The organism is Planctomycetota bacterium, from assembly GCA_021414025.1.
GTDB lineage: Bacteria > Planctomycetota > Phycisphaerae > Phycisphaerales > SM1A02 > SYAC01.
In genome coordinates, this window is sequence record JAIOPG010000005.1 from 167,658 (window position 1) to 185,649 (window position 17,992).

Annotated in this window: 20 protein-coding genes; 19 read left to right on the forward strand and 1 reads right to left on the reverse strand. The window is 65.1% G+C overall.

Going from position 1 to position 17,992, the window contains the following annotated elements; translation table 11 throughout:
• The first annotated feature begins 4 nt into the window (after positions 1-4).
• The 19 genes from K8R92_06945 (at position 5) to K8R92_07035 (ending at position 17,331) form a co-directional block, all read left to right on the forward strand.
• Entirely contained in the window at positions 5-784 is a 780-nt protein-coding gene (locus K8R92_06945; GenBank protein ID MCE9619629.1) for an SDR family oxidoreductase, read from the forward strand.
• Positions 785-838: 54 nt separating this feature from the next.
• Positions 839-1,591 (forward strand): SDR family oxidoreductase, encoded by a 753-nt coding sequence (locus tag K8R92_06950; protein ID MCE9619630.1) that lies wholly within the window; start codon positions 839-841, stop codon positions 1,589-1,591.
• A gap of 32 nt (positions 1,592-1,623) precedes the next feature.
• Positions 1,624-2,382: a 3-deoxy-manno-octulosonate cytidylyltransferase gene (gene kdsB / locus K8R92_06955; GenBank protein ID MCE9619631.1), complete on the forward strand. Its 759-nt coding sequence runs from the start codon at positions 1,624-1,626 to the stop codon at positions 2,380-2,382.
• The gene (locus tag K8R92_06960) at positions 2,379-3,434 is read left to right on the forward strand and encodes a Gfo/Idh/MocA family oxidoreductase (protein MCE9619632.1); all 1,056 of its coding nucleotides are present in this window, start codon (positions 2,379-2,381) and stop codon (positions 3,432-3,434) included. Before kdsB ends, K8R92_06960 begins: the two co-directional genes overlap by 4 nt.
• Positions 3,435-3,448: 14 nt before the next feature.
• Positions 3,449-4,456 (forward strand): class I SAM-dependent methyltransferase, encoded by a 1,008-nt coding sequence (locus tag K8R92_06965; protein MCE9619633.1) that lies wholly within the window; start codon positions 3,449-3,451, stop codon positions 4,454-4,456.
• Complete coding sequence (locus tag K8R92_06970; protein MCE9619634.1) at positions 4,450-5,226, forward strand: 2,4-dihydroxyhept-2-ene-1,7-dioic acid aldolase; 777 nt, start codon at positions 4,450-4,452, stop codon at positions 5,224-5,226. Before K8R92_06965 ends, K8R92_06970 begins: the two co-directional genes overlap by 7 nt.
• Positions 5,227-5,230: 4 nt before the next feature.
• A complete protein-coding gene (locus K8R92_06975) occupies positions 5,231-5,884 on the forward strand; it encodes an HAD hydrolase-like protein (protein ID MCE9619635.1) in 654 nt (217 codons plus the stop codon).
• The gene (locus K8R92_06980; GenBank protein MCE9619636.1) at positions 5,881-6,834 is read left to right on the forward strand and encodes a phosphoglycerate dehydrogenase; all 954 of its coding nucleotides are present in this window, start codon (positions 5,881-5,883) and stop codon (positions 6,832-6,834) included. The genes K8R92_06975 and K8R92_06980 overlap by 4 nt, the downstream gene beginning before the upstream one ends.
• Before the next feature lie 72 nt (positions 6,835-6,906).
• Positions 6,907-7,524, forward strand: coding sequence for an SIS domain-containing protein (locus K8R92_06985; GenBank protein ID MCE9619637.1), 618 nt, complete (start codon positions 6,907-6,909; stop codon positions 7,522-7,524).
• 10 nt (positions 7,525-7,534) lie between these two features.
• Positions 7,535-8,293, forward strand: coding sequence for a transaldolase (locus K8R92_06990; GenBank protein ID MCE9619638.1), 759 nt, complete (start codon positions 7,535-7,537; stop codon positions 8,291-8,293).
• A 219-nt stretch (positions 8,294-8,512) separates the two neighbouring features.
• The gene (locus tag K8R92_06995; GenBank protein MCE9619639.1) at positions 8,513-9,856 is read left to right on the forward strand and encodes a hypothetical protein; all 1,344 of its coding nucleotides are present in this window, start codon (positions 8,513-8,515) and stop codon (positions 9,854-9,856) included.
• Between the two features lie 50 nt (positions 9,857-9,906).
• Positions 9,907-10,989: a hypothetical protein gene (locus K8R92_07000; protein MCE9619640.1), complete on the forward strand. Its 1,083-nt coding sequence runs from the start codon at positions 9,907-9,909 to the stop codon at positions 10,987-10,989.
• The gene (locus tag K8R92_07005; protein MCE9619641.1) at positions 10,974-11,882 is read left to right on the forward strand and encodes a glycosyltransferase; all 909 of its coding nucleotides are present in this window, start codon (positions 10,974-10,976) and stop codon (positions 11,880-11,882) included. Before K8R92_07000 ends, K8R92_07005 begins: the two co-directional genes overlap by 16 nt.
• Positions 11,883-11,930: 48 nt before the next feature.
• Positions 11,931-12,872 (forward strand): NAD-dependent epimerase/dehydratase family protein, encoded by a 942-nt coding sequence (locus K8R92_07010; GenBank protein ID MCE9619642.1) that lies wholly within the window; start codon positions 11,931-11,933, stop codon positions 12,870-12,872.
• Entirely contained in the window at positions 12,869-14,035 is a 1,167-nt protein-coding gene (locus tag K8R92_07015) for a glycosyltransferase (GenBank protein ID MCE9619643.1), read from the forward strand. The genes K8R92_07010 and K8R92_07015 overlap by 4 nt, the downstream gene beginning before the upstream one ends.
• Positions 14,036-14,040: 5 nt before the next feature.
• Positions 14,041-14,673, forward strand: a complete 633-nt coding sequence (locus K8R92_07020) for a sugar transferase (GenBank protein MCE9619644.1) — start codon at positions 14,041-14,043, stop codon at positions 14,671-14,673.
• Positions 14,670-15,311: an acetyltransferase gene (locus tag K8R92_07025; GenBank protein ID MCE9619645.1), complete on the forward strand. Its 642-nt coding sequence runs from the start codon at positions 14,670-14,672 to the stop codon at positions 15,309-15,311. Before K8R92_07020 ends, K8R92_07025 begins: the two co-directional genes overlap by 4 nt.
• A 20-nt stretch (positions 15,312-15,331) precedes the next feature.
• Complete coding sequence (locus K8R92_07030) at positions 15,332-16,525, forward strand: DegT/DnrJ/EryC1/StrS family aminotransferase (protein MCE9619646.1); 1,194 nt, start codon at positions 15,332-15,334, stop codon at positions 16,523-16,525.
• Positions 16,525-17,331, forward strand: coding sequence for a YdcF family protein (locus K8R92_07035; protein ID MCE9619647.1), 807 nt, complete (start codon positions 16,525-16,527; stop codon positions 17,329-17,331). The genes K8R92_07030 and K8R92_07035 overlap by 1 nt, the downstream gene beginning before the upstream one ends.
• Before the next feature lie 61 nt (positions 17,332-17,392).
• Here the strand turns inward: K8R92_07035 and K8R92_07040 are convergent, their stop codons facing one another.
• Positions 17,393-17,890 (reverse strand): Rrf2 family transcriptional regulator, encoded by a 498-nt coding sequence (locus K8R92_07040; protein ID MCE9619648.1) that lies wholly within the window; start codon positions 17,888-17,890, stop codon positions 17,393-17,395.
• Positions 17,891-17,992: the final 102 nt, after the last annotated feature.

Genomic DNA, 17,992 nt, shown 5'->3' on the forward strand with positions numbered 1-17,992 from the left:
AACCATGAGCCATCCCACCACCTTCTCCCCCAGCCGCGAGCACAACGTCGTCGCCCTCACCGGTGCCGGAGGTTTTCTCGTCTCGGAAATGGGCAAGGGCCTCTCCGCCAAGGGCTGGAAGGTGGCGCTGCTGGACACGAACCTTGAGAACGCCGAGCGCGTCGCCGATTCCATCCGCAAGCAGAATGGCGAGGCGCTGGCGATCCAACTGGATGTCTGCCACAAGGACCAATACGAGAGCGCTCTCAAGACCATCCTTGGCAAATGGGGGCGACTGGATGGCACGGTCTTCGGCGCCGGGTTCAACGCGCCGACTCCCTTCATGGACATCACCGTGGAGGAGTGGAACAAGATTCTTGCCGTGCAGCTCACCGGCACAATGCTGGGCTGCCAGGTCTTCGGCCAGCAGATGCTCAAGCAGGGACGGGGCTCGATCGTGACCATCTCCTCCGCTTCGGCGGGCCCGCCGCTCTCCAAGGCCTTCACCTATTCCGTGGCCAAGGCCGGCGTCAAGAACCTGACCCAGAATCTCGCCCGCGAATGGGCCACGCAGGGCGTGCGCGTGAACGCCCTTCGCCCCGGCTTCTTTCCCACCGAATGGTCCAAGCAGAATTTCATCACGCCCGCGCGCGAGAAGGCCATCCTTGGACACACGCCGATGGCGCGTTACGGAAAACCCTCCGAGCTGGTCGGTGCGGTGGCCTGGCTGCTTTCCGATGAAGCGAGCTTCGTCACCGGAAGCGAGGTCGCCGTCGACGGCGGCTTCTCCGCCATGACGATTTGATCGACTGAAACACGGAAACTCTCCACGCATCGAACTCCTGAGCAATCCAAACCAATGTCCGAACACGCAGTCATCGTCACCGGCGGATCCAAGGGAATGGGCGCCAACATCTCGGCGGCCTTTCATGCGGCGGGTCATCGCGTCGTCATCGCGGGCCGCAATGACACCGGCCTGGCCAAGAAACTCGGCGAGCGCGCTCGATTCGTCGAGACCGATGTGCGCAAGCCGAAATCGCTCGCGGAGCTGGTCAAGCGCACCATCGACTGGTCCGGCCGCCTCGACACGCTGGTGAACAATGCGGGACTCTCCGCGTGGCGGCCCCTGGCCGAGATCGATGAAAATTTCTGGCAGGACATGGTGGACACCAACCTCAAGAGCGTCCTCTTCGCATCGCAGGCCGCGCTTTCGCACCTGAAGCGCGGCGCGTCGATCATCAACATTTCCAGTCTGGCCGGCAAGCGCGGCAGCAGCAACAACTCGGTCTACTGCGCCACCAAGTTCGGAGTGAACGCCGTCACGCAGTCGCTGGCGAAGGAGCTCGGCCCCGCCGGCATCCGCGTCAACGCGGTCTGCCCGGTCTATGTCGTCACCGATGGACTTGCGGAGGCCCTCGACAAGCCCAATACGCCGACCAACGGCCAGGACATGAAGGCCTATCTCGCCAATTTCGCGGCCACGCAGACCGCACTTGGTGTGCTGCCGACCGCCGACCAGGTCGCCGCAACCTGCGTGTTTCTGGCTTCTGCGGCCGCCGGAGCCATCACGGGTCAGTGCATCAACGTTGATTGCGGCGTCCTGCCCCAGTGACCGCCGCCCGCGTTTGAGAGTAACTTTTGCCGATGATCACCGTCGTCATTCCGGCGCGGATGGCCTCGTCGCGCTATCCCGGCAAGCCCCTCGTTCCCATCCTCGGCCTTCCGATGATCGAGCATGTGCGACGCCGCGCCATGCTGGCGACCAACATCGACTCGGTCGTCGTGGCGACCTGCGACGAGTCGATTCGCGAGGCGGTCGAGGCCTTCGGCGGCCGCGCGGTGATGACCAAGGACACGCACGAGCGCTGCACCGACCGCGTGGAGGAGGCGATGCAATCGCTGCGCGGCGACATTGTGGCGATGGTCCAGGGCGACGAGCCGCTGCTCATGCCCGACGCCGTCTCCAACGTGGTGCAACCGCTGCTCGACGATCCCACGCTTCAGATTGTCAACCTGCTTTCGCCACTGGAATCCGCCGATGACTACGGCAATCCGAACATTGTGAAAGCGGTCTGCAACCGCCGCTGCGATGTGATCTATCTGACCCGAGCGCCAGTGCCCTTCTTCCGGACGACGCTGCCGGTGCCCGTCTACCGGCAAACCGGGATCATGGCTTTCCGCGCCGGGTTCCTGCCGCGCTTCAGCGCCCTCGAGCCGACGCCGCTGGAGAAGGCGGAGTCGGTGGACATGCTGCGGGCGCTCGAGCATGGCGTGCGGATCGCCGGCGTCGTGGCCCCCTACAACACGGTCGGCGTGGATCGGCCGAGCGACGTGGCGATCGCGGAGTCCCACCTTCAAAGCGATATGATTCAGGCCGGGATCTACAAAAGAATCTGCACATGACCACTGCGAGCACCACCAAACCCCTTCGAGCCGGCATCGTCGGCTACGGCTACATGGGGCAGATCCGGCAGCGCAACATCTCCGATCACCAGGGGCTGCAGCTCTCGGCGATCTGCGATCCGCTGCGCGCCAGCGAGATCGAGAATCTCGGAGTGCATGTGCACAAGCGCTGGGAGGATCTGGTCGCCGAGGACCTCGACCTGGTCTTCGTCTGCACGCCCAACAACCTGATCCCCGAGGTGGCGGTGAAGGCCCTGCACAGCGGCCGGCACGTCTTCTGCGAGAAGCCGCCGGGACGGAGCCTGGCCGACATCCAGAAGATCCGCAGCGCCGAGTTGGCCAATCCCGACCGCAAGCTCATCTTCGGATTCAACCATCGACATCACCCCGGCATCACCGACGCCAAGGCGATCATCGACTCCGGCGCGCTGGGCGAAATCCTGACCCTGCGCGGCGTCTACGGCAAGGCGGGCGGCTACGACTATCCCGCCTCGTGGCGCAACGACCCGGCGGTCGGCGGCGGCGGCATCCTGCTCGACCAGGGCATCCACATGCTCGACCTCTTTCACTTCTTCGTGGGCGAATTCAGCGAGGTGCAGAGCATGCGCGGCGTGCTGCACTTCGATGTGCCCGTGGAGGACAACGCCATCATCATCCTCAAGACCAAGCGCGGCCAACTGGCGCAACTGCACTCCACGGCCACCTCGTGGAAGCACACCTTCCGGCTTGAGATTGGATGCGAGGCGGGCTACGCCATCATCAGCGGACTGCTCTCCAAGACCGGAAGCTACGGGCGCGAGACGCTGGTGGTCGGGCGGCGTCCGGCGCGCGGCGAACGCGCGGCCATCGGCAATCCGCGCGAAGAGACCACCTACTACGACTCCGATCCCTCGTGGGACATCGAGGTCGCCCACCTGGTGGATTGCATCCGCGGCAAGCTGCCGGTCAACCAGGGCACCTCGGCCGACGCGATCCGGGTGATGGAGATCATCGAGCGCGTCTACCGCGAGCCGCTGACGCGTTTCACCCCAACACCCGTGAAGGCCCCATGAAAACAATCGTTTCCGTGCAAGAAATCTCCGAGTATGAGATCAAGCCCCGCGCCGCGCTCAATGAGTGGCAGGGGCTGGTCGAGAAGGAAATCTCCTCGCAGTGGAAGGACCATTCCAAGTGGATCGGCGCCGGCTGGCCGACCTGCGCGGAGAAGGATGTGCGGACGGCCTTCGATCGCTTCGGCGTCTCCTATGTCGAGTCGCCCTCCTGCGGGTCGCTCTTTGCCAAGACGCGACCCAACGAGGACGCGCTGTGGAGTTGGTACCGGGACTCGGCGCCGTCGCACTATTGGCGCGAGAAGATCCTGCCCGCCAGCGACTCGTCGCGCCGCGAGAAGATCGTCCGCCCCCGCGCGGACTGGATCCTGGACGGGATCGCGGAGTACAAGCCCGCGACAAAAACCATCATCGACCTCTCCCCCTATGGCCGGCAGTTGCTGGACGTGCTGGCCGAGGAGAATCATTCGCTCAAGCAGATCACCGCAGCGGGGACGACCGCCGATCTCGAGGGAAAGTCAACGACGCAGATCCGAGTGAAGCCTTCGAAGCTGGCCGACCTGCTGGCGCTGGGGCCGGCCGACGTCGTGGTGGCCGTCGACGCCCTCAACCGCGCCGCAGATGTGAGCGGATTTCTCGAGGCGATCGGGCAATCGACCGCTCCGGGGGGCCTGGCCTTCCTGACGGCGACGGTCGCCAGCGGCTTCGAGATCCAGTCGCTCTGGGAGAAATCCCCCTCGGTCATGCCGCCGGACAAGCTGAACCTGCCCAGCGTGGCGGCGCTGCAGAAATTCTTCGCGGCCCCGGGCTGGGAGATCCTGGAGCTGAGCACGCCCGGGATGTTCGACGTGGAGATGGTTTTCCGCGCCATGCTGGCGGATCCGGCGGCGAGCTGGCCGCGGGTGCTGCGCGGACTGGTGCAGCACTCCGATCCGCAGGGTCGCTCCTCGCTGGTCGAACTGCTGCAGGCGCAACGTCTCATTTCCTTCGCCCGACTGGTGGCGCGGAGAACCGGCGAATGCTAGCCCGCGCGATCAAGGAAAAACTGCGCCGCGGCGAGCCCTCGATCGGCACCTGGATGTCGATGGCGCATCCCTCGATCGCGGAGATCCTGGCGATGGCGGGCTACGACTGGGTCGTCGTCGAGACCGAGCACACCGCGATCGACGTCTCCGAAGTGCTGCGGCTGATCATCGCGATCGAGCAGCGCGGCAGCATTCCGCTGGTGCGCCTGGCGTGGAACGACCCGATCCAGGCCAAGGCCGTGCTGGATTCCGGCGCTGCCGGCGTGCTGGTGCCGATGATCAACAGCAAGGCGGACGCCCAGCTTGCGGTGCAGATGACCAAGTATCCGCCCCTGGGCGGGCGCGGCGTCGGCCTGGCCCGCGCCCAGGGCTACGGCGCGAATTTCGACGACTACGTGAAGAACGCCAACGCGGACACGCTGCTCATGGTGCAGATCGAGCACAAGGACGCGGTCGCCAACATCGAGGAGATCCTCTCGGTGCCCGGCATCGACGGCACCTTCATCGGACCCTATGACCTGTCGCTCTCGCTCGGTCTTCCCGGGCAGGTGAATCATCCCGACGTGGTGGCCGCCAAGCGCAAGGTGCTCGACGCGACTCTGAGGCACAAGCTGGTGGCGGGAATCCATCTGGTGCAGCCGGGCACCGCGGCGGCCGATTGCGCCAAGGCCCTGCAGGAGGGCTACCGATTCATCGCCCTGGGCACCGACATCCTCTTCCTCGGTGACAGCGCCCGGACGCTGCGCAGCGCGGCCGCGCCGAAGAAGTGAGCGCATGTCGTCGATGGGCAAGCTGCGGGTCCTGATTCTTGATTTCGACGGCGTGGTGATCGAGTCCAACTCGGTGAAGAGCGAGGCGTTCCGCTGGCTCTTTGGGCAGTTCCCCGAGCACCGGGACGCCATGCTGCGCTTCCACGAGGAGAATGTTTCCGCCAGCCGCTTCGTGAAGTTCGACCATCTGCTGAAATTGCTCGGCCGCGAGAAGGACTCGGCGCTGCGCGATGAACTGGCCGTGAAGTTTTCCAGCCGCGTCTTCGACGAGATCGTCCGCGTGCCGCTGGTCCCCGGCAGCGAGGAGTTGCTGCGAACCTTTTTATCGAAAGTTCCGATCTATCTCGCCTCGGTGACGCCGGAACCCGAGCTGCTGGAGATTTTGAGCCGGCGCAAACTGTCGCATTGGTTCAGCGGCGTCTACGGATGCCCGCCCTGGACCAAGGCCGACGCGATCCGCGCCATCCTTGCCAACGAGGGGGCCACCAAGAATGAAGCCCTTCTGGTCGGTGATTCCGCAGGCGACCAGCGCGCGGCGCAGGACACCGGAATTCACTTCGTGGCCCGCGACAGCGGGCTGCCCTTTGCCTCTCCGTCGCCGCGAACATTCCCCGATCTTCACGCGGTTCTGAAGTATCTTCGGGTGACCTTCCCATGAGCGATCTCATCTTCGTCGCCCTTTCCACCTTCGCCGAGCATGACGCGGCCCCCCTTCGACTGCTTGAAGCCTCGGGCCGCCCGCTGCGGATCCACAAGAGCGGCAAGCGGATCACCACGGCGGAACTGCTGCGCGACGGCGCCGACGCCGCCGTCATTGTCGCCGGCGTGGAGCCCTACGACGCGGCAACGCTCGAGAAACTGCCGGCGCTCAAGTGCATCTCTCGCTGCGGCGTGGGCGTGGACGCCATCGACCTGCCGGCCGCGCGGAATCGCGGCATCGCCGTCGCCAACACCCCCACCATTCCCGTGCAGGCCGTGGCCGAGTTGGCGCTGGCCATGTTCCTCTCGCTCAGCCGAAGCCTGCGGCCGCAGGGAAAGCTGATGTCGGAGCGGAAATGGCAGAAACTCACCGGACACCTGCTGGGAGGGCGAACCGTCGGCCTCATCGGCTTCGGCCGCATCGGGCAGAAAGTCGCCGCGCTGTGCAAGGCCTTCGAGGCGAATGTGCTGGTGCACGATCCGATGGCCAACGCCGCTGCCGCGAAGTCGCTGGGCGTGACGCTGGTCGAAAAATCGCGCCTGCTGTCGGAGTCGGACATCGTCTCGCTGCACGCCTCCAAGAGCGCCGGCCATTCCGTGATCATCGGCGCCGCCGAGCTGAAGCAGCTGAGGCCCGGGTCGGTGCTCGTCAATCTGGCACGCGGCGACATGGTCGACGAGGCCGCACTGGTCGAGGCTCTGAAGTCCGGCCACATCGCCGGCGCTGGTCTGGATGTCTTTGGCGCCGAACCCTACGCGGGGCCGCTGTGCGATTTCGACCAGGTGATCCTGACTCCGCACACCGCGACCCTGACCTACGAGACGCGCTCCGCCATGGAGACGCAGTGCGTGCAGAACGCCATCGACTTTCTCAATGGAAAATTGTCGCCCGAACGCACGGTGGCGTGAGGCCTGAAGGGGCCCGAAAACGCTTCTTTCGAGCGGGGTTTCTGATACCATCCGCAACCCACGGACCGAACCATGAGCACCACCACCACCAAGCTTTTTGCCGACCAATATCTGGACGAATCCAAGGACATTCTCGACCAAATCGACCGGGCGGCGATCGAGAAGATGACCCTGCTCCTGGTGAAGCTGCGCGAGCGCAAGGGGCGCCTCTTTCTGGTCGGCGTGGGCGGCGGTGCCGGCCATGCGGGGCACGCAGTCAACGATTTCCGCAAGCTCGCCGGGATCGAGTCCTACTCCCCCAGCGACAATATCAGCGAGCTGACGGCGCGGACCAACGACGAGGGGTGGGACACCACCTATGCGGCGTGGCTCAAGTGCAGCCATCTCTCCAGCAAGGACATGCTCTTCGTCTTCTCGGTGGGCGGGGGCGACCTGGCCCGAAACATCAGCCCGAACATCGTGCGGGCGGTCCAGCTCGCCAAGGAAGTCGGCGCCGATGTGATCGGCGTGCTCGGCCGCGACGGCGGCTACACCGCCTCGGTGGCCAGCGCCTGCGTGATCGTGCCGACTGTCAACGCGTCGATGGTGACGCCTCACACGGAGTCCTTCCAGGCCCTGGTCTGGCATCTGCTGGTCTCGGATCCGCGGCTGCAAATGATGTCCAACAAGTGGGAATCGAGCAAGAAATAAGGAGCGATCCATGACGCTGGTCCAGAAACCGAAGTCCGCGCCAAGTGTGTCTTCCCCCTCGATCGCCAACCTCAAGGTCAAGCTCTTCGCGGATGGCGCCGACAAGGCGGGCATGCTCGAGATGGCCGCCAAGCCGCACATCCAGGGGCTGACCACCAATCCGACCCTGATGCGCAAGGCTGGCATCACCGACTACAAGGCCTTCGCCCTGGACATCCTGAAGGACATTCCCAGCAAGCCCATTTCGTTCGAGGTTTTCTCGGATGACTTCGCGGAGATGGAGCGGCAGGCGATCCAGATCGCCGGCTGGGGGCGCAACGTCTATGTGAAGATTCCGGTGACCAACACCAAGCGGCAGTCCGCCTGCGACCTGGTCCGCAACCTCTCCAAGCGCGGCATCAAGCTCAATGTCACCGCCCTGATGACGCTCAAGCAGGTGCGCGAGATCGCGGCCTGTCTGGATCCCCAGGTGCCCAGCTGCGTTTCGATCTTCGCCGGGCGCATCGCGGACACCGGCGTCGATCCGGTGCCGATGATGCACGAGGCGGTGCGGATGCTCGAGCCGTTGCCAAAGGCCGAACTGATCTGGGCCAGCCCGCGCGAACTGCTCAATGTCTTCCACGCCGACTCGGTCGGCTGCCACATCATCACCGTGACCAACGACGTGCTCAAAAAGCTCGAGCTGGTGGGCAAGAATCTCGACGAGTACTCCCTGGAGACCGTCAAGATGTTCCACAACGACGCGCTCGCGGCCGGATTCAGCATCTGAGCCGCCGGGGAAAGAGCGATTTCGTTCACCGAAACTCAATACCGCGATCTGTGCGAGGCCTGCGACCGGGCGCTTCGGGCCGGCGGTGATTCGCCGGAGCGGGCTTCCATTCCCTGGCTCCACGTCATCCGGGAGCATCCGGTTTTTCTGGAGAACTACGCGGAACTTTTCGAGGCGCCGTCGATGTTGCGCGGCGCGAAGCGGAGTTTGATCGGTGGGATGCGCGCGCTTGCCCTTCGATTGCGCCAGGCGGCGCGATCGCTTCGGCAGAGCGGCCCTCCCTGGCACTGCGATCAGGTGCTTCCGGCGAAGATTGATGTCCTCTTCGTGTCGCACCTGCTCAGCGCTGCCCAGGCGTCCCAGCCCCACGATTTCTACTTTGGCGACGCCCCCGAGCGGCTCGCCGACATGGGGATGACCGCGGCGATCGCCCTGATCAACCATTCCGGGCGGCCGGCGTCGGACTTTCGCGGCCGGTGGAAGACGGGCGCCGTGCCGCGCATCCTTCTGTCGAATACGCTTTCCATGCGCGGGGAGCGAGCGATTGCCCGGCGACTCGCGATGGAATCCAGGCGGCTGCGCGTGGAGGCGGGTCGCCCGGACTCCGAACTCGATCGAAGGGTCCTCCTTCGGGCCGCGCAGGAGGCGAGAGCGGGCGGCGCGTCCGCGGCGCTGCGCATGGCATCGCAGATCGCCGCGCTCGTCGCTTGCCTGAAGCCGTCAACGCTGGTGACAACGCACGAAGGACACGCCTGGGAGCGTGTCTGCTTCCAGGCGGCCCGGCAAGCCGCGCCCGGAATTCGGTGCGTCGGCTATCAGCACGCCGCGGTCTTCCGGCGGCAGCATGCGATCCGGCGGCGCCTTTCCCCCACAATGAATCCCGATCACATCGTCACTGCGGGAGCGGTCGGCAAGCGCCAGCTCGAAAGCTCGCCCGGTCTGGTCGGCATGCCCGTCTCGGTGCTGGGATCAAATCGTGCGTTTCCGACCATCGTCGCGGCGCCGTCGATTGGTGGCCCCCCGAAGGCGGACTCCACCCACACCGCCTGTCTGGTGCTGCCCGAGGGTCTGGAAGGCGAGTGTCTGCGCCTCTTCGAGTTTTCCATTGCCTGCGCCAAAGCGCTGCCGCACATTTCCTTCATCTGGAGGCTGCACCCGCTCATCCAATTCAAGGCTCTGGCCTCGCGCCATCCCGGGCTGCGAGGGCTTCCACCAAACATCATCCACTCCGATCGGTCGCTCACCGATGACTTCGCCCGCTGTGCATTCGTTCTCTACCGCGGAAGCACGGCCGCGGTGCAGGCGGTCGCCGCGGGATTGCGGCCGATCTACCTGCGGCTCTCGGTGGACGAGATGACCATCGATCCGATGCACGAGATTCAGGATTGCATCCACACCGTCACCACCACCGCGGAACTGGGCGCGGCCATCGGACATGCCGCCGGTCTCTCCTCCGGTGAACTCGAGCGGCGCCGCTCCGTGGCACACACCCACAGCACGGAGTTCTTCACCCCGCTCGATCCCGCCGCGCTCGCGGCGCTCGCACTTCGTCCTTCCGCATGAGCAACTACAATTGCCGGCGCCACGCGGCGGCACCGCGAAAGAGAGCAGGATTGTCGAAGACATTTTCTCCATTCATCCTGCTGGTTCAGCTGCCCGTCCTGCTGCTTTTTTTCCAGTACCAAATCAACTGGCTGTATGAGGATTCGGTCGTCCGCACCGCGTCCAACGTGGTCATCCTTTCGCTGGCGGGCATGTTTCTGCTGAAAAACTGCGACCTTCCTTTCATGGGATTTTTCGTGGTGGTCCTCTTCCTGGTCGCCGCCACGGTCCTGGGAAGCCCCTCAAAGGCGCTGGCGGCGGCGCTCATGTTCGCCTACGGCTATGGCTGCGTCGCGCGGGCCGATCGCTTCTTGAACCGATCGCTCCGGATGCTCTTGCTTCTCAACGCGGTCCTCATTCTCCTGCAGGTGCTGGGAGTCGATTCCCTGCTGTATCGCTTCCAATTTTATTCCCCGGACTGGACCTCCTACAACAGTTTTCTCGACGGCGAGACGCGCCTCGTCCCAGTTCATCAATCCCGCCCTCCCGGAATCTTTCCCAGCACGATCTATCTCTCGATCTTCGAATGCCTCGTCTTTGGACAGCTGGCGACTTCGAGAAGCTACGGCGGCAAGACCGTCAAGTTCCTGACCGGGGTGGCCTTCGCGCTGACCGGCAGCACGACCAGCAGCATGTTGTTCGTGCTTTCCCTCTTCTTCCCATCCCGCAAAGGACCCTTTCGATATTTTCAAGGGGGATTCCTGTTGGGCCTGCTGTTCGTCTATCTGTTCCTCTATCCGATTTTCCTGGAGAATTATTCGCTTGACATCAAGCTCTCCCGATTCGGCGACCGGCTGTTCGACGAGGGCGGGCACAGCACCCTCACCGACAATTTCGGGACCTTTGCGATCGTCAGTCTTTTCCTGGTGGTGCTGCTCTTCGGCCTGGGAAGGTATTTGAAGATGCGCGGCAAGTTCAGCCTGTTCGGCACGCTGATCTTCCTGATCGTCGGCATCACGCCTCTCTTGATTCACGCCATCCTGGAAGACGTTCGCTATTGGTTCATCGTCGGCACGGCCTGCGGCCAGTTCATCGCCGGCCTGACCTCCATGTTCGGCGTGATACGCTTCGAACATCGATGCGCATCAGCGTAGTGATCCCCACCAAAAACCGACGTCGAGATCTGATGGTCGCCGTCGAGTCGATTGAGAAGCAGCTGCGCCGGGCGGACGAACTGGTCGTGGTGGATCAAAGCACCGAGCCTCTTGATCGCGATGATCTTGCGCGTTGCGACCATGTGGCGGGAACTGCGGGATCGTTGGTTTACATTCATGACACCCACATCTCCGGACTCATTCATGCCAAGCATGTCGGCTCCCGGCGGGCCACCGGCGACATCGTCTGCTTTCTTGAGGATGACATCGTGCTGGAACCCGAGTACCTGGCCCAGATCGAGGCTTCCTTTCGCGGCGACGCGGGCATGCAGGGCGCTTCCGGCGTGGTGACCAACACGCCGAGGCCCGGCAGCGCGTATGTGTTCTTCCACGAGCTGTTCCACCGCGGCGTCTTCGACGACCCCCGGCCGCGGGTGTATGGCAATCTGGAGCGGTTGAAATCGGATCCGAACCGCTCCCGCCTGATTCCGTCACATGCACTTTCGGGCGGCATCTCCGCATGGCGGCGGGGCGTCTTTGAGCGCGTGCCCTTCGACCTCGCCACCGGCTTCCACATGCTCGAGGACATCGACTTCTCCACGCGGGTGCAGCGGGAATACGGCCCCTGCCTCTACATCAATCCGCGGGCGCGACTGGCGCACCACTTCGCCCCCGCAGGCCGCGACACCTACGGGCGGCGCGAGTCGCGCAAGGTGCAGGAGTTCTTCAAGTTCCACCGCAAGCACCGGCGCGATTGGCGCGACTCGGTGGCGCTGGCGTGGCTGCTGCTGGGCATCGGTCTGTCGAGTGCGGCCTTCTCGCTGCGCCACCTCACCTTCAAGCCCATCGTCGGCTTCTTCTCCGGCATCCGCGCCGGGATGCGCCACGCCTGACGCGCCCGCGCCGCAACATGCTGCGGCACTTTTGACGACAATCCCCCCATGCCTCAGACCCCACCCCGCATCGTCGCCCTGACCGGAGCCACCGGATTCATCGGTGTCACGCTGGTGCGGGCGCTGGTGGAGCGCGGCGACGAGGTGCGGATCCTCAGCCGCCGTCTGCGCGATTCTTCCGGCATCTTTCACGGGGTGAAATGGTTCCAGGGGGATCTCCGTCATCCCGTCGACCCGGCGTTTCTGGAGGGCGTCGACACGCTCTTCCATTTGGCGGCCGAGCTTCGCGACCCCGAACGAATGCAGGAGGTGAATGTGCTTGGCACCGAGCACCTGCTCGAAGCCGCCGATGACCGCGTCCGCCGCTGGATCCAGTTGAGCAGCGTGGGCGTGTATGGCCCGCCGTCGGGTCGGGTCGTCGACGAGAAGACACCGCCCGTTCCCGGCAACGAATATGAGCGGACCAAGCTCGCCTCCGACCGGCTGGTCGAGGCGGCGAGCCGGATCTCCGGCATGGAGTTCGCCATCCTGCGCCCCTCGAACGTCGTCGGCGTCGGGATGCAGAATGGATCGGTCTTCGCGCTGATCGACGCCGTGCGGCGCGGACGCTTCGTCCACATCGGTCCGCGCGGATCGATTGCCACCTACGTCCACGTCGATGACGTGGTCCGCGCGCTGCTGGCTTGCCGCGACGCGCCGACCGGCCGCGTCTACAACATTTCCAGCGACTGTGCGTGGGAGCAACTGATCGACCGCATCGCTCAGCTGGTCGAAGTCCGGCCGCCGCGGCTCCGGTTGCCCGCGTGGCCGCTGCGACTTCTGGTGCGCGCACTGGAGGGTCGCATGCAACTGCCCATCACCGGCGGCCGCCTGGCGGCGCTGACCAACCGCACGCACTATCCGTCGGACCGGATCGTGCGCGAATTGGGATTCACCTTCGTGCGGCCGATGCCCGACTCCATCGCGGACCTTGTGGGGGTAAGGCCGTGAGCCCTCCCGCCGGCGACGCGAGAGCCCGGATTTGCATCGTGGCGGCGGCGCCCATGACGGTCAACGCCTTCATGACGCAGCACATCGTCGCGCTCTCGCAGCGATACCGCGTCACCATCGCCTTGAATGGAAGTTCGGATCAACTCCGTCCGGAGTTGCGTCACATTCCGCTGGTCACGATCCCGATCGCCCGGCCGATCGCGCCGATCCGGGACTTCCTCGCCCTGGCGGCGCTGTGGCGGCTGCTGCGCCGCGAGCGCTTCGACATCGTCCATTCCATCTCACCCAAGGCCGGACTGATCGCCATGGTCGCGGGGCGCCTGGCCCGCGTGCCGATTCGAATCCATTGGTTCACGGGGCAGGTCTGGGCGACCCGGCGCGGTTTGATGCGGACGCTGATCAAGTCGATGGATTGTGTCACCGCGCGCTGCGCCACCCACCTGCTGGCGGACAGCCGCTCGCAGGCGGAGTTCCTGGTCGCCGAGGGCGTGGCGAAAAGGAATCGCATCAAAGTGCTTGCCGCCGGATCGGTTTGCGGCGTCGACCTGTCGCGCTTCCGCCCGGACCCGAAGGCGCGATCCAAGGTGAGGGTCGAACATGACCTTCCGGGCGACGCGGTGGTTGCGCTCTTCATCGGTCGTGTGACGCGCGACAAGGGCATCGGCGAGCTGGCCACGGCGTTCCTGGGCGCGGCCAAGGCCTGTCCGAAATTGCATCTGGTGGTGGTCGGCCCCGACGAGGATGGAATGGAAACCGCCGCCCGCGCCACGCTCGCACCGGTGATCGACCGGCTCCGCTGGATCGGCTTCACCGCCAAGCCCGAGGAATTCATGGCCGCGGCGGACTTCTTCGTGCTGCCGAGTTACCGCGAAGGTTTCGGTTCCGTCGTGATCGAGGCGGCCGCGTGCGGAATTCCCAGCATCGGCTCCGACATCTACGGAGTGCGCGACGCGATCGCCGATGGCGAGACGGGCTTGCTGGTTCGCGTCGGCAGTGCGGAGGATCTCCAGGCCGCGATGAAACAGCTGGCACTGGACGAGCGCGGACGACAGGCGATGGGAGAGCGGGCGCTGGGCCGCGTCGCCCTGCATTTCCGCCAGGAGATGCTGGTCGACGCGCTCCAGGAGTACTACGGCCGCCTGCCGGCGCCTGCGTTACGCTGATCTCCATGAAGCGGCTCTTTGACCTTCTCGCCTCGCTGATCCTGCTGATCGTGCTGGTTCCGGTGCTTGCGATCGTGGCGATCCTGGTTCGATGGCGGCTGGGCGCGCCGATTCTCTTTTCGCAGAAACGCGCCGGCCGTGACGGCAAAATTTTCACGCTTCACAAATTCCGCACCATGCGATTGACTCGCGCCGGCGAGGATGAACTCGCCAGCGACGCCCTGCGACAGACCCCTCTCGGTCGCTTCCTGCGCGCCTCCAGCCTCGACGAACTGCCGACGCTCTGGAATGTGCTCGTGGGCGAGATGTCGCTCATCGGTCCGCGCCCGCTGTTGCCGGAGTACCTGCCGCTTTACACTGCCGAGCAGATGCGAAGGCACGAGGTCACACCTGGGATCACCGGCTGGGCGCAGGTCAACGGGCGCAACGCCATCCCCTGGGAGGAGAAGTTCCGGCTGGATGTCTGGTACGTCGACCATCGCACGTTCGGACTTGATCTGAAGATTCTCTGGCTGACGCTTTGGCGGGTGCTCTCGCGACAGGGCGTCGCGGCCGAGGGTCACGCGACGATGCCGCCCTTCACCGGCGCTTCGCGCTCCGCTGCGGAACCAGCGAAAGCGCAGGGTGCGCATCGATGAGCCGCAAGGGCCTGATCATCGTCGGCGCCAGCGGCCATGGCCGCGAAGTCGCGCACACCTTCCTGCAGGATCATCCCGAGAAGGAGTTTGCCGGCTTCCTCGACGACATGCTGGACGAGAAGACCCCCGAGGGATGGCCGGTGCTGGGCAAGGTCGCGGAATGGACGCGATGGCCCGATCACGAATTCGTCGTCGGCATCAACGATCCGCGCCTGCGCCGCAAGGTCGTGAGCGCAATGCAGTCGCTCGGAACGCCGCGCTGGGGAAGCGTGATCCATCCCGGCGTCGCGGTGCACGCTTCGGTCACGATCGGCCACGGTGCAACAATTCTCGGCGGCGTCGAGATGACGGTGAACATCGAGATCGGAAAATTCGTCAGCATCAACCGCCTGGCGGCGCTCGGCCACGACTGCGAGCTGGGTGATTTCACTTCGCTCGCGCCGCTGGCGTCCCTGTCGGGCAATGTCTCGGCGGGTCCCGGCGTCGACATCGGCACCTCCGCCGCCATCCGGCAGCGCCTCACGCTGGGCCGGGGCTGCGGCGTGGGCATGGGCTCGGTCGTCATCGACAACGTCCCGGCCAATACACTGGTCGTCGGCAATCCCGCCGACACCCTTCGGGAACTCGATCCTTGGTGAAAAAACCCCACAACACCGCCCTGCCCGCCTGGCCGATCTTCGAGCCCGACGAGCTCGCCGCCGTCGAGGCCGTGCTCCGCTCGGGCCGCGTCAACTACTGGACCGGCGACCAGTGCAAAAAATTCGAGCGCGCCTGGAGCGACGCCCACGGCGGCGTGCACGCGCTGGCGATGGCCAATGGATCGCTCACGCTGGACGCGGCGATGCGCGCGCTGGACATCGGCGCCGGCGACGAGGTGATCGTCAGCCCGCGCAGCTATGTCGCCAGCGCCATGTGCGTCGTGCTCGCCGGAGCCAAGCCGGTCTTCGCCGACGTCGACGCCGACAGCGGCAACGTGACCGTCGAGAGCATGGAGGCCGTCCGCACCTCGCGCACCAAGGCCTGCATTCCCGTGCACATCGCCGGCTGGCCATGCGACATGCCCGGCATCAGTTCGTGGGGCGCGAAGCACGGCATTCATGTGATCGAGGATTGCGCCCAGGCCCATGGGGCCGGCATCGATGGACGCGCCATCGGCACCTGGGGAGTCTTCTCCAGCTGGAGCTTCTGCCAGGACAAGATCATGACCACAGGCGGCGAGGGCGGCATGCTCTGCACGCCCGATCTGCGCCTCTGGAAGAAGGCGTGGCAATTCGCCCAGCACGGCAAGGACTACGACCTCTCCCACGCGAAGAGCAGCGAGCTTGGCTTCCGCTGGCTGGTCCGGCACGAGGGCACCAATCTCCGCATGACCGAGATGCAGGCGGCGATCGGCCTCTGCCAACTTCGCAAGCTGGATGACTGGGTCGCCCGGCGGGCCCGCAATGCCGCGATCATGCGCGAGGCCTTGGGAAGCGTGCGCGGACTCCGCGTTCCCGAGACGCCCGAAGGACACGCCCACTATCGGTGCATGGCCTATGCGGTGAAGAGCGAGGCGAAGTCCGGCGAGAGCCTGGCCAAGCGCCGCAATTCAATGCTCTCGGCCCTGGCCCAGGCGAACCTGCCGGCGAGCGTGGGCTCCTGCTCCGAGGTCTACCGCGAACCGATCTTCGCTGAGCATGGCCTGGCGCCCAAGAGCCCGCTGCCGGTGGCGCATGCGCTGGGCGAATCCAGCCTTGCCTTCCTGGTGCACCACACGATCGATGAGATGTCGATGCACCGGCATGCGGCCGAGGTGCGCGACGCATTGCAGTCGGTCGACGCGGTTCAGTCCGGGTCGCTACGGCGCGGCTGATGTCGATGCTTCGCGAAATCCTTCCGCTCTTTGTGATGCCATCGGTGATTGTGCCGGCCCTGCTGATTGCGGGGTTCTTCACCAAGAAACGCTGGCCGGTCATTGCGGCGCTGGCGCTCCTGCTGATCTCGAGCCTGCCCGTGGCCAGCGACGGCCTGATGCGCGCCGTCGAGGGCTATCGTGCGCGGCAGGCGATCGCCGCGGCGCCGGTCGCCGACGCCATCGTGGTCCTGAGCCAGGGCGTGCTGGCGGTTCCGGGCGATTCGGGGGCCATGGAGTTCGGCGAGTTCGACCGTTTCCTGGGCGGCTTCGATCTCTACCGCGCCGGCAAGGCGCCGCGGCTGATCTTCACGGGCGGCTGGTCTGCCTGGAGCCCGAACACGCCGCTGGTGGGCGATGTGCTGATGTCTCGCGCCCGCGACTTTGGAATTCCAGGGACGGCGCTCTCGACCACCGGCAAGGTGAGCAACACCGAGCAGGAGGCCTCCGCGGTGGCGACGCTGCTGGGTGCGGCGCCGATGTCCACGCCCGGCGATTCTGCGACATCCGCACTTGAGTCCTTCGGAAATGCGCGAGCCGGCGCGCCGCGCATCCTGCTGGTCACTTCCGCCTACCACATGGGACGCGCGGAAAAGCTCTTTCGCAAGGCGGGACTCAGCGTGCATTCCTTTCCGGTGGATTTCCAAACGCCGCCCCTCGACGCGATCACTCTGCGATCGTTCATTCCCAGCGGCGGCGCCCTGCATCAGACCGAGATGGCGCTGCACGAGGTGATGGGCTCGCTCTACGACGCGCTCACGCGCTGAATCCAGCCGATCCGCGGCGTCTCTGCGACTTTGACACATCCGCTTCGCATTCGTGCTCGCATCAGCCGCCCTTGGCTCCGCCCCGCGCCCGGAAGCTCTCGCGCGGCGTTTCCGGAATCACCGTGGGCTTGCTCGGCTTCAATCCCTTGATCTGGGCCGCGTGGCGGAAAATCTCGAAGGTGGTCTCCTGCAGGAACTTCCTGATGTTCACCTGCGTGGCCACCAGGCTGTCGTGCAGCGCGCAATTCTCTCCCACGCCGCACACGCCGCCACCGAAGGGGCAGAGGTGCGACTTGTTCTCGCGCTCGAAGAGCTCGAAGACCTGGTGAAACTTGATGTCGATCGGGGGCTTGGCCAGCGCGTAGCCGCCGCCGGGTCCGGTGGATCCCACGACCAGCCCCGCCTGCGAGAGCGTGGTCAGAATTTTGGCAACCATCGCTTTGGGCAGCGAACGCTCCTGTGCGATTTGCACCGCTGAAAGGCGCGTCTTTCCCCCGTCCCATACCTCGGCCAGGTAACTCAGGGCGCTGATGGCTCTTTCGGTTTGCTTTCCATACATGTGCTGTTCCTTCTGAGGTCACGATTCCGGACAAAGGCTCGCTAATCGCCGGGGATCAAAAAAGTTTTCGAGGAAGCAAGGTTGAAGTTAGATAACGATATT